The organism is Streptomyces wuyuanensis (assembly GCF_900103455.1).
In the GTDB taxonomy this organism is placed as follows: Bacteria; Actinomycetota; Actinomycetes; order Streptomycetales; family Streptomycetaceae; genus Streptomyces; species Streptomyces wuyuanensis.
The window spans coordinates 193,011-208,282 of sequence record NZ_FNHI01000004.1 but is presented as its reverse complement, the minus strand read 5'-3'; the positions used below and the strand labels follow the sequence as shown (position 1 = coordinate 208,282).

General features: G+C 70.5%; 10 protein-coding genes. 2 read left to right on the top strand and 8 right to left on the bottom strand.

What is annotated here, in order from left to right; genetic code table 11:
* Window positions 1-100 precede the first annotated feature (100 nt).
* The 6 genes from BLT82_RS08170 to BLT82_RS08140 form a co-directional block, all read right to left on the bottom strand.
* Complete coding sequence (locus BLT82_RS08170; RefSeq protein ID WP_093653187.1) at window positions 101-817, bottom strand: ABC transporter ATP-binding protein; 717 nt, start codon at window positions 815-817, stop codon at window positions 101-103.
* Window positions 817-1,941: an ABC transporter ATP-binding protein gene (locus tag BLT82_RS08165; RefSeq protein WP_093653186.1), complete on the bottom strand. Its 1,125-nt coding sequence runs from the start codon at window positions 1,939-1,941 to the stop codon at window positions 817-819. The genes BLT82_RS08170 and BLT82_RS08165 overlap by 1 nt, the downstream gene beginning before the upstream one ends.
* A gap of 2 nt (window positions 1,942-1,943) precedes the next feature.
* Entirely contained in the window at window positions 1,944-3,773 is a 1,830-nt protein-coding gene (locus BLT82_RS08160; RefSeq protein WP_208867771.1) for a branched-chain amino acid ABC transporter permease, read from the bottom strand.
* Complete coding sequence (locus BLT82_RS08155; protein ID WP_093653185.1) at window positions 3,770-4,699, bottom strand: branched-chain amino acid ABC transporter permease; 930 nt, start codon at window positions 4,697-4,699, stop codon at window positions 3,770-3,772. The genes BLT82_RS08160 and BLT82_RS08155 overlap by 4 nt, the downstream gene beginning before the upstream one ends.
* 95 nt (window positions 4,700-4,794) lie before the next feature.
* Window positions 4,795-6,033 carry a branched-chain amino acid ABC transporter substrate-binding protein gene (locus BLT82_RS08150; protein ID WP_093653184.1) on the bottom strand — a complete coding sequence of 413 codons (1,239 nt, stop codon included), beginning with the start codon at window positions 6,031-6,033 and terminating at the stop codon, window positions 4,795-4,797.
* Window positions 6,034-6,845: 812 nt separating this feature from the next.
* Complete coding sequence (locus BLT82_RS08140) at window positions 6,846-7,274, bottom strand: hypothetical protein (RefSeq protein ID WP_093653182.1); 429 nt, start codon at window positions 7,272-7,274, stop codon at window positions 6,846-6,848.
* Between the two features lie 242 nt (window positions 7,275-7,516).
* Between BLT82_RS08140 and BLT82_RS08135 the strand changes: the two genes are divergently transcribed.
* Window positions 7,517-9,472 (top strand): Xaa-Pro dipeptidyl-peptidase, encoded by a 1,956-nt coding sequence (locus BLT82_RS08135; RefSeq protein WP_093653181.1) that lies wholly within the window; start codon window positions 7,517-7,519, stop codon window positions 9,470-9,472.
* Between the two features lie 5 nt (window positions 9,473-9,477).
* On the opposite strand, the gene BLT82_RS08130 is transcribed toward BLT82_RS08135, so the two are convergent.
* Window positions 9,478-9,969 carry a PaaI family thioesterase gene (locus tag BLT82_RS08130; protein WP_093653180.1) on the bottom strand — a complete coding sequence of 164 codons (492 nt, stop codon included), beginning with the start codon at window positions 9,967-9,969 and terminating at the stop codon, window positions 9,478-9,480.
* Between the two features lie 62 nt (window positions 9,970-10,031).
* Complete coding sequence (locus BLT82_RS08125) at window positions 10,032-12,311, bottom strand: FdhF/YdeP family oxidoreductase (protein ID WP_093653179.1); 2,280 nt, start codon at window positions 12,309-12,311, stop codon at window positions 10,032-10,034.
* Between the two features lie 181 nt (window positions 12,312-12,492).
* Between BLT82_RS08125 and polA the strand changes: the two genes are divergently transcribed.
* Window positions 12,493-15,150, top strand: coding sequence for a DNA polymerase I (polA, locus tag BLT82_RS08120; protein WP_093653178.1), 2,658 nt, complete (start codon window positions 12,493-12,495; stop codon window positions 15,148-15,150).
* Window positions 15,151-15,272: the final 122 nt, after the last annotated feature.

The window sequence follows — 15,272 nt, the reverse complement described above, 5'->3', positions numbered from 1 at the left end:
CGGTCCGCCGTCCGGTGGTGGGTACCGGCGGTCGGAGTCCGTGGACGGAGGAGGCCCGCACCCCCCGAGGGTGCGGGCCTCCGGTGTTCCGGGGTGCGGGTCAGTCCTCGCCGAGGTACGCCTTGCGGACGGACTCGTCGTGGAGCAGGTCCTGTCCGCTGCCGGAGAGGACGATCTTGCCGATCTCCATGACGTGACCGTGGTCGGCCAGGGAGAGCGCGGCCTGGGCGTTCTGCTCGACGAGCAGGATGGTGGTGCCCTCGGCCTTGAGTTCGGCGATCGTCGCCATGATCTTCTGCATCATGATCGGCGAGAGGCCCATGGAGGGCTCGTCGAGCATGAGCAGTTTCGGCTGGGACATGAGTGCCCGGCCCATGGCGAGCATCTGCTGCTCACCGCCGGAGAGCGTGCCGGCTGCCTGCTTCCTGCGTTCGCCCAGAATGGGGAAGAGGTCGTAGGCGCGCTGGACGTCCTTGGCGATGCCTTCCTTGTCGTTGCGGAGGAAGGCGCCGAGGAGGAGGTTGTCCTCGATCGTCATGCGCGGGAAGATGTGCCGGCCCTCGGGGGAGTGGGCGAGTCCGAGCGAGACGATCTGGTGGGCGGGGACCTTGCGCAGCGACTTGCCGTTGAACTTGACCTGTCCGCCGACGGGCTTGAGGAGCCCGGAGAGCGTGCGCAGGGTGGTGGTCTTGCCGGCGCCGTTGGTGCCGATGAGGGTGACGACCTCGCCCGCTTCGACCTTGAACGAGATGCCCTTGACGGCCTCGATCTTGCCGTAGGCGATGCGCAGGTCCTCGACCTCGAGAAGTGCGGTCATCAGTCGTTCTCCTTGCGGGTGCCGGAGGCCTGGGCGGTGTCGTCGTCACCGTCGTCGGTTGCTTCCGGCGCGTCGGCGCGGGGTGCGGCCGGTGCGTCGTCGGTGCCGTCGCCGTCGCCGGCGTCGTCGGCCTCGGTCTCGTCGGCACCGGTCTCGTCGGCACCGGTCTCGGCGGCGGGTGCGTCGGTGGCCTCGTCGGTCGCTCCGTCCGTGGCTCCGGCCGGGGAGGCCTCCGTCTCCGTCTCCGGCTCGGTGGCGGTTGCGGCGGCGGCTTCGGCCTGGGCGACCTCGGCGGCCTCCTCCTCGCCGGGTGCGCCCTCGAAGGGCTCGCCCAGGTAGGCGGCGATGACGCGCTCGTCGTTCTGCACGGTCGCGCTGTCGCCCTCGATGAGCTTCTCGCCCTGGACGAGTACGGCGACCCGGTCGCAGAGGTTCATGATGAAGCGCATGTCGTGCTCGATGACGAGGACGGCGATGCCCATGTCGCGGATGGCGAAGACCAGTTCCTCGGTGGCCCGGGTCTCCTGCGGGTTCATGCCGGCGGTGGGCTCGTCGAGGAGGAGGAGTCCGGGCTCGCTGGCGAGTGCCCGGGCGATCTCCAGCTTGCGCTGCTCACCGTAGGGCAGGTTGCGGGAGAGGTGTTCGGCCTTGCCCGCCAGGCCGACGAACTCGAGGAGTTCCATGGCCCGTTCCCGGGAGGCGGCTTCGGCCTTGTGGAAGCCGGGGCCGCGCAGGAGGGCCGACCAGAGGCCTTCCTTGGTCCGGGTGTGCCGGCCGACCAGGACGTTCTCCAGCACGGTCATGTTGCTGAAGAGACGGATGTTCTGGAAGGTGCGGGCGATGCCGGCCGCGGTGACCTTGAAGGACTTCGGCGGCAGGATCGTGCCCTTGTACCGGACCTCGCCCTCGGTGGGGATGTAGAGGCCGGTGAGGCAGTTGAAGAACGTGGTCTTGCCGGCACCGTTGGGGCCGATGAGACCGACGATCTCGCCGCTTCTGACGGTCAGGTCGACGGAGCGCACGGCGGTCAGGCCGCCGAATCGCATGGTGACGCCGCGGGCGTCGAGTACCGGCTCACCGGTGGGAGCGGCTGCGGTCGCCTTCGTGATCGTGTCGGTGGTCATGTTCAGGCACCTGCCTTGGTGAGGGTGGCGGGCGCTTCCTCGTTCTCGTGGAACTCGAGCTGGCGGCGACGGTTGGCGATGAGGCCCTCGGGGCGGAAGCGCATCAGGAGGACGAGCGCGAGGCCGAATGCCAGGAGCTGGAGGTCGCTGAGGAACTGCAGCTTGGCGGGGATGAGGAAGAGCAGTGCGCCGCCGACGAGCGGGCCGCTGATGGTGCCCATGCCGCCGAGGACGACCGCGGCGAGCAGGAATGCCGAGTTCGGCGGGACGACGTGGGCGAACTGGTACTGCTCCGGGGTCACGGTGTACGTGACGTGGGCCTGCACCGTGCCGGCGAGGCCGGCGAGCGCGGCGCCGAGCGCGAAGGCGATGAGCTTGACGCGGAAGCCGTTGATGCCCATGGCGAGCGCGGCGGTCTCGTCCTCGCGGATGGCGATCCAGGCGCGGCCGATGCGTGAGTCGGCGCTCCTGCGGAACACGACGACGACGATCAGCGTGACGAGCAGCATCAGGAAGAAGTAGTTCGCGAAGCGGCCGATGGTGAAGCCGCCGATGCTGTGCTCGGCGCCGAAGTCGAACCCGAAGATGTTGAGGTTCGGGATCGAGGAGATGCCGTTGGATCCGTTGGTGATGTCGGGGCCGGAGGTGCCGTCGAGGTTCAGCACGGCGATGCGGAAGATCTCACCGAAGCCGAGGGTGACGATGGCCAGGTAGTCGCCGCGCAGTCGCAGGGTGGGGGCGCCGATGAGGACGCCGAAGACCATGGAGGCGGCGGCGCCGACGAGGATCGCTCCCCAGAAGGGGAGGTGGATGCCGAACGGCGAGGAGGGTGAGCCGGAGACCATGGCTGCGGCGTACGCGCCGACACCGAGGAACGCGACGTAGCCGAGGTCGAGGAGGCCGGCCAGGCCGACGACGATGTTCAGGCCCAGGGCGACGGTGGCGAAGATGAGGATGTTGACGCCGATGGTGGCGTACTGGTCGTCGCTCTGGGTGAAGGGGAATGCCGCGGCGGCAGCGAACGCGCCGGTCAGGGTGACGTTGCGGTGGCGTGCGGTCAGTGCGGAGATGCGGGCGATGAGGCCGGCCTTGGTGAGCGCGGCGAACCCGAAGCCTGCGGTGAGCAGGAAGCCGATGAACAGTTCGTCGTACTCGGTGGTGATGCCGTAGGTGAAGACGGCGAGACCGAGGGCGAGGAAGCCGGTGATGATGAGGATCTCGGCGTAGCCGGGGAGTTTGCGCGCCGGCGGAGGGGCGTCGGCGGCGAAGCCGGCCTTGAAGCCCGTCCAACGGTTGCCGAGATCGTGCTTGAACCGCTGCCAGCCGCTGTCCTCGGGGTCGGCGGGGGGGAGTTCGGGGCGCTCGTACGGCAGGGACTGGGCGCCGACGAGGGCGGCCAGGCCGGCCAGGGCGGCGACGTAGGCGCCCGGTTCGAGGTTGATGAGGCCGCCGAGCTGGGCGCTGATGGCGATGACCGTGTACCAGGTGGTGGCGAACACGGCGTAGGCGGCGAGCTTGAGGGCGGCGTCCCCGCCGGCCGGGGTGAGCCAGCGCAGGCCCTTGACACCGTAGGAGGACAGGCCGAAAAGCAGGGTCAGGGCGCCGCCGACGAGGACGAGCCACTGGAGGCCGCCGGGGTATCCGTAGACGGTGAGGTCGCCGGGGAAGGCGGCCGTCCAGGTCCAGGCGGTGAAGGCGGAGAGGGCGGCGAGGGCGCCGCCGGCGGTTGCGGTGGCTCGGGCGATGCGCGGGGGCAGGAGCCCGGAGCGGGCCTCGGGGGACGCGGTCTCGGTGGTGGCCGTGGTGCTGGTCTGTGTGGTCATGGTGGTCACGCCCTGTCCGCGACGCGCTCGCCGAGGAGGCCCTGGGGCCGGAACAGGAGCACGAGGATGAGGAGTACGAAGGCCCAGGCGTTGGCCCAGGACTGGCCGCCGAGCTGCTGCATGCCGGGGATTTCGGAGACGTATGCGGCCGCCATGGTCTCGGCGACGCCGAGGACGAGGCCGCCGATCATGGCGCCGTAGATGTTGCCGATGCCGCCGAGGACGGCTGCGGTGAAGGCCTTGAGGCCGAGCAGGAAGCCCATGCGGAACTGGACTTCGCCGTACTTGAGGCCGTAGGCGACGGCTCCGATGGCGGCGAACGCGGCGCCGAGGGCGAAGGCGACCACGATGATGCGGTCGGTGTTGATGCCCATGAGCTTGGCGGTGTCGGGGTCCTGCGCGGTGGCCTGCATGCCGCGGCCGGTGCGGGTCTTCATGACGAAGTAGCCGAGGACGGCCATGGAGATGGGGGCGGCGATGAGCAGGAAGATGTCACCGGTCTGGATGGTGACGTCGCCGATGTGGAAGGGGCCGCCGGGGATCTCGGGGAAGGTGCGGGACGACTTGGCGCCGGGGTACCACGCCCACACGGCCTGCTGGAGCGCGAGGGACAGGCCGATCGCGGTGATGAGCGGGGCGAGTCTCGGCCCCCCTCGGAGAGGCCGGTAGGCGAAGCGTTCCGCTCCCACGGCAATGGTGGTGGCGACGATGATCGCGCCGATGATCATGAGCGGCAGGGCCACCCACATGGTGGTTCCGCCGGGAAGTATCAACCACACGGTGAGGGCGCCGAAGCCCCCCGTCATGAAGATCTCGCCGTGGGCGAAGTTGATGAGCTGGACGATGCCGTAGACCATTGTGTAGCCGATGGCGACGAGCCCGTACATCGATCCGAGTAGCAGGCCGTTGACCAGCTGCTGCGGCAGTTCGTTCACCGCATGTCCTCCGAAAGTCTTGCGCCGGATATGACACCGCGCGGGGCGCTTGATGCAGCGCCCCGCGCGGCTGTGGATGTGCTGCGGAGTGTTGGTCAGCCTGAGAAAGTACCGGACTTGACGGGCGCCCAGGCGCCGCCCTTGTACTGGTAGACCGTCAGCTGCTTGTTGGTCGTGTCGCCGTACTCGTCGAAGGCGACCTTGCCGGTCACGCCCTCGAAGGACACGCTCTTCAGAGCGTCGATGACCTTGGAGCGGGCGTCCTTGGACTCGGGCAGCTTGCCGCCGTTGTCGTCGACGACCTTCTTGACGGCCTCGATGATCGACCAGGCGGCGTCGTAGGAGTAGCCGCCGTAGGCCTCGAAGGCCTCCTTGTAGCCGGCCTTCTTGTAGTTCTCGACGAACTCCTTGGCGGACGGGAGAGTCTCGATCGGCGCGCCGACGGAGGTGGCGAGGTCGCCCTCACCCTCCTTGCCCGAGAGCTTGATGAAGTCGGCGCTGTAGATGCCGTCACCGCCGACGAGCGGGATCTTGGCACCGGCCTTCTTGATCTGCTTGCTCAGCGGGCCGGCGGCCGGGTACTCGCCGCCGTAGTAGACGACGTCGGCCTTGGAGCTCTTGATCTTGGTGACGACGGAGGAGAAGTCCTTGGTCTCCGGGTCGACGTGGTCCTCGCCGGCGACCTTGCCGCCCAGCTTGGTGAACTCGGCCTTGAAGGTGGCCGCGAGTCCGGCGCCGTAGGTCTTCTTGTCGTCGATGACGAAGACCTTGGTCTTCTTGGCCTCGTTGAAGAGGTACTGCGCCGCGAACGGGCCCTGGATGGCGTCCGTGGTCGACGTGCGGAAGTACGAGTTGAACGGGCGCTTCTTGGTGCCGCCGTTCCAGTCCGGGCCCTGGCTCAGCGCCGGGGCTGTGTTGGCCGGCGAGACCTGGGCGAGCTTCGCGTCGTCGAAGACCTTCTGCATCGACTCGGCGACGGAGGAGTTCAGCGGGCCGACGACGCCGAGGACGTTCTTGTCGGCGACGAGCTTGGTGGCGTTCTGCTGACCCGACGACGGCTGGGCCTGGTCGTCGAGCGCCTCGATCTTGAAGGTGACGCCCTTGACGTACTTCTTCTCGTTGGCCTGCTTGGCGGCGAGGTCCACGGAGTTCTTGATGCCGAGACCCAGCGCGGAGAGGTCGCCGGTCAGCGGCGCGTCGACACCGATGACCACGGTGGTGTCGCCACCGGCCGCCGAGTCTCCGCCCTTGTCGTCGCGCGAGCCACAGGCGGTAAGGGTGAGTGCCCCCGCAGCCAGAGCAGCGGTTATGGCTATGAGCGAACGTTGACGCACGAATCTGGTCCTTTCACCTGGCACGGCTGCTCCTCCGTGGAGCGCCGAGTCGAGCGCTGGAGCCTTACTGGCAAGGAATCCGGTGGCGCGGTGACTGGCCGTGACTCTAAGCGGCTAAATGGAAATTAAGCACTGGTCTGACTGATGCTGTGACGCTCTTGTTATCCCGAACGGATTTGCGGCATCGAGTGCATGACTGTTTCCCCATTTTGGTCATGACAGCCGTGGTGGTCGCTCGCAGTAGTCGGCCACGACCCGTGCCAGGTCTCGGGCGTAGCGGTCGCCGAGGATGAAACTCTGGTCCTGTTTTGCGCGCGCATTACGGAGCGTTACATCCAGGAAAGGCAGTCCGGCATTTCGGGGAGCTCTTTTGCAGTCGCGTACGGCAACGACGATCACTACGGTGCGGCTGGACCCGTTTTTGACCGTAACGGGAGGGTTCGGGGATGCCGTCAGGCCCAGTGCCGGGGACGGCTGGCGGATGCTCTCGACCGTCACCGGCGGCCCGGCGTCGACGCGGATCCCCAGCGAGAAGCGGAGCGCCCCGCCGGTGCGGCCCGCCCCCGGGACGGCACCCCCGTACGACACGGAAACCGCCTGGGCCGGCCAGGGGCCGGGGTCCGGACGGGGGCGGGTGCCCCACAGGGAGACGGAACCCGCGGCGACCGCCGAGGCGGTCACGGCCACGATCGCGAAGCGGCGGTGCCGGACGGCGAGTTGCGCCCACTTCCCCCTCCGTGCCCGGCGTGGCGGGCGAGCGGCCGGTTCGACCGCATACGTGTACTCACCGGGCTCGACGGGGCCGACGCCGCTCACTGCCACGGCCCTCCGGTCGGAACTCCGCCGCGGTAGCGCTCCGTACAGCTCCGCTCTGCCAGCCGATCGGTCAACTCCCCTGCGGCATCGGGCCCGTTGCTCCGTTGCTCGGCGCGGGCGGCGTCCAGGACGGTGCGCAGGACCTCGTACTGGCCGTTGGACAGGCCCATGGACTGGTAGTCGCCGTAGCCGCTGCCGCCGTCGGCCAGGAGCCGGTGCGCCCACTGGGTGACGAGACGGGTGCACAGTTCCTGGGGCGGCGTCGTGCGAGGGGACGGGGACGGCCGGGGGGCCGTCCCGGAGCCGGGATCCGCGCAGCCCGCCAGGGCGGCCAGTGCGGCCACGAGCACGGTGGCCCGCGCGACGGACGGGGCGAGCCTGCGCGGCAGGCCGCACCGCCGGCGGGACGGTGCGCCGTCGGTCATGCGTCGACGCTAGACCCGTCCCGCCGCCGCGGCAACGGGGGCGGACCCGGGTGGAAGGTCCACGCCCGCCGGGGGTGCGCGGCCGGGGACGGCACCGGGCAGGTGACGGCCCCGGGACAAGAGGGCCTGGCGGCAGCCGTGTTGGGTCTGGTGCCCCTGGGGCGCACAGGGTGGAATGTGTCCGCGCTACCCGCGTGATCGTCACCCGTGATCGTCACCAACCCCGGCCCTGGAGGGCACGAATGGCGAGATCCACCCGAACAGGCGCGGCCCACAAGGCGCGTGCTCGCACGGCGTACCGATGGGGTACGGCCGCGCTGGCCGCGTCGCTGCTGTCGGCACTGCCGGCACCGGCGGCGCAGGCGGACGACCCGGCGCTGAGCATCGTGGGCAACCGGACCCAGCCGGTCTTCTCCCGCGCCGACGCGATCCACCAGCAGGTCGACATCGAGACGGAGGTGGACAGCGACGGCGACGGCCGGCGCGACACGGTGCGGATGAGGATCCTGCGCCCCAAGGAGACCGATGCGGGGCTGAAGGTCGCCACCATCGTCGAGGCCAGCCCCTACTGGGCGGGCGGCAACGACGTCCGGAACCACGACGTGGACGTGGACGTCGACGGTCTGCCCGCGCACGGCCGGCCGGCCGGGAGCGAGCGGGTCCCCGGGCTGGTGACCCCGTACGAGGAGTCGGGATCCGCCGGGCTGTCCGCCTCGTCGGTGCCCTGGTCCGGCTACACGGACAACTACTTCCTCCCGCGCGGCTATGCGGTCGCACAGGTCGACAGCCTCGGCACGGGGGGCTCGACGGGCTGCCCGACCTCCGGCGGCCGCAACGAGACCCTCGGCGCGAAGGCGGCCGTCGACTGGCTGAACGGCCGCGCCCGCGGCTGGGACCCCGAGGGCAGGCCCGTGGGCGCCGCCTGGTCGACGGGGGACACGGCGATGATGGGCATCTCGTACAACGGCACCCTGCCGACGGCCGTCGCCACGACGGGGGTCGAGGGGCTCAAGGCCATCGTGCCGATCTCCGGGATCTCGTCCTGGTACGACTACTACCGCGCGGGCGGCGGTGTGGTGGCGCCCGGCGGCTACCAGGGCGAGGACGCCGACGTCCTGGCCGAGTACGTGCACACGCGCGCCGACCGGGAGGTCTGCCGGCCCGTCATCGACCGGCTCACCGCCGAACAGGACCGGGTGACGGGCGACTTCACCCGCTTCTGGAAGGAGCGGGACTACCTCCGCGACGTCGGCAGGATCAAGGCCGGGGTCTTCCTGGTCCACGGGGGCAACGACTGGAACGTGAAGACGCAGCACTTCGGGCAGCTGTGGGACGCCTTGAAGAAGCACGGCGTCCCGCGGAAGCTGTGGCTCCATCAGGCCGGCCACGTCAACCCGATGCCGCTGCGCATGGAGGAGTGGCTGGGGCAGCTGCACCAGTGGTTCGACCACTGGCTGTACGGGCTGGACAACGGCGCTCTCACCGCGCCGCCCGTCGAGGTCGAGCAGTCGGACTTCAGCTGGAGGCAGCAGTCCGACTGGCCCGCCCGCGGCACGCGTGACGTCCGGCTGTGGCTGAACGAGGGCGGGCTCACGCCGCTGCCCGGGAAACCCGCGCGGCAGAAGGCCACCGACCAGGGCCGCACCGTGCCCGCCGAGCAACTCGTCGCGGACCCCGGCACGGCACGGCCGGACCGGCTCGTGTACACCACCGGCCCGCTGCCGGCCGATCTGCGGGTCAACGGGGTGCCGGAGATGTCCGTACGGGCCTCGCTCGCCGGTACGTCGCCGTACGTGACCGCGCTGCTGGTCGACTACGGGACCGACACCCGGGCGACGGCCGGCACGGTCACGGACACCACGCAGCAGGTCTGTTACGGCGAGGGCATCCCCGGGGACACCGGATGCGCCTACCGCACCCGGCACCGCACCGAGACGGCCGACTTCAAGATCGTCTCGCGCGGCTGGCTGGACATCCGCAACCGGAACTCCCTCGAACGGCAGAGCCCGGTCGTCGAGGGCCGCGAGTACCGGCTGGAGTGGGCGATGCAGCCCCAGGACCACGTCTTCAAGAAGGGACACCGGCTGGGGGTCGTGCTGATCTCGACCGACCACGACTACACGCTGCGCCACCCGGCCGGGACGGAACTCGCCGTCCGGGCCGGGATCAGCAGCGTCACGCTGCCGGTCGCCCGGTAGCGGTGTCAGCCCGCCGTCCCCAGGACGTGGTCCGCGTCCTGGGGGCGGACGTCCCGCAGCAGGCAGGTCAGACGGGCCGTGCAGACCCGCTTGTCCTGTTCGTCGGTGATCACGATCTCGTACGTGGCGGTGGAGCGGCCCCGGTGCACGGGCGTGGCCACGCCCGTGACCTGGCCGGAGCGCACGCCCCGGTGGTGCGTGCAGTTGAGGTCCACACCGACCGCGATCTTCGAGCTGCCGCCGTGCAGCATCGAGCCGACCGACCCGAGGGTCTCGGCCAGGACCGCGGAAGCCCCGCCGTGCAGCAGTCCGTAGGGCTGGGTGTTGCCCTCGACCGGCATGGTGCCGACGACGCGCTCCGCGGAGGCCTCGACGATCTGCACGCCCATCCGGTTGCCGAGGGTCCCCGCCGAGAACAGCGCGGGCAGGTCGACGCCGAGCGCGGCGTACTCGTCGATGACCTCCTGCGGGAACTTCACCGTCGTCTGCTCACCCATGGGCCGGCTCCGATCGTCGTGCGTGTGTGGTGTCCTGGGTCTTCCGTCGCCTGAGCGAACGCTTAGGCGGACGGTGATTGTTCCAGACGCACGATCACGGACTTGCTGGCGGGGGTGTTGCTGGTGTCCGCGGTCGCGTCCAGCGGCACCAGGACGTTGGTCTCCGGGTAGTACGCGGCGGCGCAGCCCCTGGCGGTCGGGTAGTGCACCACGCGGAAGCCGCTCGCCCGCCGCTCCACACCGTCCGTCCACTCGCCGACGAGATCCGTGTACGCGCCGTCCGCGAGCCCCAGCTCCGCCGCGTCCTCGGGGTGGACGAGGACGACGCGGCGGCCGCCCCTGACGCCCCGGTAGCGGTCGTCGAGCCCGTAGACCGTGGTGTTGTACTGGTCGTGGGAGCGCAGCGTCTGCAGCAGCAGCCGGCCCTCGGGAACCTCCGGGTACTCCACCGGTGCCGCGGTGAAGTTCGCCCGGCCCGTCGCGGTGGGGAAGCGGCGCTCGTCGCGCGGTGCATGGGGCAGGGTGAATCCGCCGGGGCGGGCGATCCTCGTGTTGAAGTCCTCGAATCCCGGCACCACCCGGGAGATCCGGTCCCGGATCGTGGCGTAGTCCTTCTCGAACTCCTCCCACGGCGTCCTCGACCGCGGGCCGAGCACCGCACGCGCCAGCCGGGCCACGATCGCCGGCTCGGACAGCAGGTGCGGGCTCGCCGGCGGCAGATTGCCGCGGGACGCGTGCACCATGCCCATGGAGTCCTCGACCGTCACGAACTGCCGGCCGCTCTGCTGCTCGTCCCGGTCGGTCCTGCCGAGCGTGGGCAGGATCAGCGCCCGGGTTCCGGTCACCGCGTGCGAGCGGTTGAGTTTCGTCGACACGTGCACCGTGAGCCGGGCGCGGCGCATCGCCGCCTCGGTGACCTCCGTGTCGGGGGAGGCGCCCACGAAGTTGCCGCCCATCGCGAAGAACACCTTCGCCTCGCCGTCGCGCAGCGCCCTGATGGCCCGGACCGTGTCGAGGCCGTGGTGCCGCGGCGGCGCGAAGCCGAACTCCTTCTCCAAGGCGTCGAGGAAGGCGTCCGCGGGCCGCTCGAAGATGCCCATCGTGCGGTCGCCCTGCACGTTGGAGTGACCGCGCACCGGGCAGACGCCGGCGCCGGGACGTCCGACGCAGCCGCGCAGCAGCAGGAGGTTGACGACCTCGCGGATCGTCGCGACGGCGTGCTTGTGCTGGGTCAGGCCCATCGCCCAGCAGACGATCGTCCGCTTCGAGGCGAGCACCATGCGGGCGGCGCGCTCGATGTCCTCGCGGTCGAGGCCGGTCGCGGCGAGCGTCTCGTCCCAGTCCGCGGTGCGCGCCGCTGCGGCGAACTCCTCGTAACCGTGCGTGTGCTCCCGCACGAACGACTCGTCGACCCCGCCCGGAGCCTCCAGGACCAGCTTGTTGAGGAGCCGGAAGAGGGCCTGGTCGCCGCCTATGCGGATCTGGAGGAAGAGGTCGGTGAGGGGGACGCCCTTGATCATGCCCCGCGCGGTCTGCGGGTTCCTGAACCGCTCCAGCCCGGCCTCCGGCAGCGGATTCACAGAAATGATCTTCGCTCCGGACCGCTTGGCCTCCTCCAGCGCGGACAGCATCCGCGGGTGGTTCGTCCCCGGGTTCTGCCCGGCGACGACGATCAGGTCCGCTTGGTGCAGATCCTCCAGGGACACACTGCCCTTGCCCACGCCCAGCGTCTCGGTCAGCGCCGAGCCCGAGGACTCGTGGCACATGTTGGAGCAGTCCGGCAGGTTGTTCGTGCCGAACTCGCGGGCGAAGAGCTGCAGCAGGAAGGCCGCCTCGTTGCTGGTGCGGCCCGAGGTGTAGAAGAGGGCCTCGTCCGGGGAGCCGAGCGCCGTGAGCTCCTCGGCGACGATCGCGAAGGCCCGCTCCCAGGTCACGGCCTCGTAGCGGTCGGCGCCCTCCGCCAGGTACACGGGCTGGGTGATGCGGCCCTGCTGCCCCAGCCAGTACCCGCTGCGGGTCGCCAGGTCGGCGACCGGGTGCGCGGCGAAGAAGTCCGGCGTGACCCGGCGCAGCGTCGCCTCCTCGGCCACCGCCTTCGCGCCGTTCTCGCAGAACTCCGCCACGTGACGGCGCTCGCCCTCGGGCCAGGCGCAGCCCGGGCAGTCGAAACCGTCCTTCTGGTTCACCCTGAGGAGGGTCCGCGCGGTGCGCGCCAGTCCCATCTGCCGCTGCGCGACCCGGAGCGTGTGCCCGATCGCGGGAAGGCCGGCCGCGGAGTGGTGGGGTGGCTCGACCCTGGGCGCGTCCTGCACCGGGTCCCCTTCGGGCGGCTTGGTGGCCATCGTGCTCCCCTTCGAGCGCGGACGAGAAGACGTGCTGTGCGCCACGATCCTGTCACGCGTCCGCGGTGGCCGGCCCCGGCGGCCGTGGGCGGCTTTGTCGGTGGTCCGTGGCAGGATCGTGTGCGTGGCAGAGACAGCGTCGAAGAAGACCTCAGAGGAAACCCGTCCGCGCCTGCTCCTCATGGACGGGCACTCGCTCGCGTACCGGGCGTTCTTCGCGCTGCCCGCGGAGAACTTCACGACCGCGAGCGGCCAGACGACGAACGCGATCTACGGCTTCGCGTCGATGCTGGCGAACACGCTCCGCGACGAGGCGCCCACGCACTTCGCCGTGGCCTTCGACGTGTCCCGCAAGACCTGGCGCTCCCAGGACTTCCCCGAGTACAAGGCCAACCGCTCCTCGACCCCGGACGAGTTCAAGGGCCAGGTCGAGCTGATCGGCGAACTGCTCGACACGATGAACGCGGTGCGGTTCGCCGTGGACGGGTTCGAGGCCGACGACGTCATCGCGACCCTCGCCACCCAGGCCGAGGCCGCCGGCTTCGAGGTCCTGATCGTCACCGGTGACCGGGACTCCTTCCAGCTGGTCTCCGACCACGTCACCGTGCTCTACCCGACCAAGGGCGTGTCCGAGCTGACCCGCTTCACCCCGGAGAAGGTCCAGGAGAAGTACGGGCTGACCCCGTCCCAGTACCCGGACTTCGCCGCCCTCCGCGGCGACCCGTCCGACAACCTCCCCGGAATCCCCGGCGTCGGCGAGAAGACCGCCACGAAGTGGATCAACCAGTTCGGCACGTTCGCGGAGCTGGTGGAGCGCGCCGACGAGGTCAAGGGCAAGGTCGGCCAGGCGCTCCGCGACCATCTGGAGGCCGTCAAGCTCAACCGTCACCTGACGGAACTGGTCCGTGACGTGGAGCTGCCGAAGTCCGTCGCCGACCTCGAGCGCGCCGCCTACGACAGGACCGCGCTGAAGGGCTTCCTGGAAGTCCTGGAGATCCGCAACCCGAGCCTGCGCGAGCGGCTGCTCGCCGTCGACCCGGGCGCCGCCGAGGAGGAACCGCCGGCCCCGGCCGCCGGCGTGGAGCTGGACGGCAGCGTGCTCGGTGCCGGCGAGCTGGCGCCCTGGCTGGAGCGGCACGGCGCCCAGCCCCTCGGCGTCGCCACGGTCGCCGCCTGGGCGCTGGGCGTCGGCAGCGTCAGTGAGATCGCGCTCGCCGCCGCCGGGGGAGAGGCGGCCTGGTTCGACACCACCCAGCTCGACGAGGCCGACGAGCGGGCCTTCGCGGCCTGGGTCTCCGACCCGGACCGCCCGAAGATCGTGCACAGCGCCAAGGAGGCGCTGCGGGTCTTCCCCGAGCACGGCTGGGACCTCAAGGGCATCACGATGGACACCGCGCTGGCCGCCTACCTGGTCAAGCCCGGCCGCCGGTCCTTCGCGCTGGACGCCCTCTCCGTCGAGTACCTCCACCGCGAGCTGGCCCCGGCCGCCGCCGACGGGCAGCTCGCCTTCGGCGCCGAGGACGAGCAGGCCGAGGCCGACGCGCTGATGGCGCAGGCCCGTGCAGTCCTCGACCTGGGCGAGGCCTTCGGGGGCAAGCTCGACGAGGTCGGCGCCAGCGAGCTGCTGCACGACATGGAACTGCCCACGTCGCTGCTGCTGGCCAGGATGGAGCGGCACGGCATCTCCGCCGACCGGGCCCATCTCGAAGCCATGGAGCAGCAGTTCGCCGGAGCCGTGCAGCAGGCCGTGAAGGAGGCGCACGCCTCCGTGGGCCACGAGTTCAACCTCGGCTCGCCCAAGCAGCTCCAGGAGGTCTTCTTCGGGGAGCTGAACCTCCCCAAGACGAAGAAGACCAAGACCGGTTACACGACGGACGCCGACGCGCTGGCCTGGCTCGCCAACCAGACCGAGCACGAACTGCCGGTCATCATGCTGCGCCACCGTGAGCAGGCCCGGCTGCGCTCGACGGTCGAGGGCCTGATCAAGACCATCGCCGCGGACGGCAGGATCCACACCACCTTCAGCCAGACGGTGGCCGCGACCGGACGGCTCTCCTCCACCGACCCGAACCTGCAGAACGTGCCGGTGCGCACGGACGAGGGCCGGGCGATCCGCCGCGGCTTCGTCGTCGGCGAGGGCTTCGAGTCCCTGATGACCGCCGACTACAGCCAGATCGAACTGCGCGTCATGGCCCATCTCTCGGAGGACGAGGGCCTGATCGAGGCGTTCACCTCGGGCGAGGACCTGCACACGACCGTGGCCTCCCAGGTCTTCGGCGTCGAACGGTCCGCGGTCGACGCCGAGATGCGCCGCAAGATCAAGGCGATGTCGTACGGACTGGCCTACGGCCTCTCCGCGTTCGGGCTCAGCCAGCAGCTGAACATCGAGGCGGCCGAGGCGCGAGCGCTGATGGACACCTACTTCGAGCGGTTCGGAGGAGTCCGCGACTATCTGCGCCGGGTCGTGGACGAGGCGCGTGCCACGGGCTACACGGCGACGATGTTCGGCCGCCGGCGCTACCTCCCGGACCTCAACAGCGACAACCGCCAGCGCCGCGAGGCGGCCGAGCGCATGGCGCTCAACGCGCCGATCCAGGGCACGGCGGCGGACATCGTCAAGATGGCGATGCTGCGGGTGGACGCCGCGCTGCGGGAGGCGGGGCTCGCGTCCCGGATGCTGCTCCAGGTCCACGACGAAATCGTTCTCGAGATCGCCCCGGGCGAGCGCGAGCGGGTGGAGGAGCTCGTCCGCCGCGAGATGTCCGCTGCGGCGGAACTGCGGGCGCCGCTGGACGTCTCGGTGGGCGTGGGCGCGGACTGGGAGTCCGCGGCGCACTGAGCCGATCGGGCGCGGGGAGCCACGGGTACCTCCGGGGCGCGCCCGGCGTCCGCGCGGTGGCCGCCGTCGTTCCCGTGGGGCGCGGCGCGTCTGCGTGCACCCGTGCGGGCGTCGTGCGTCCG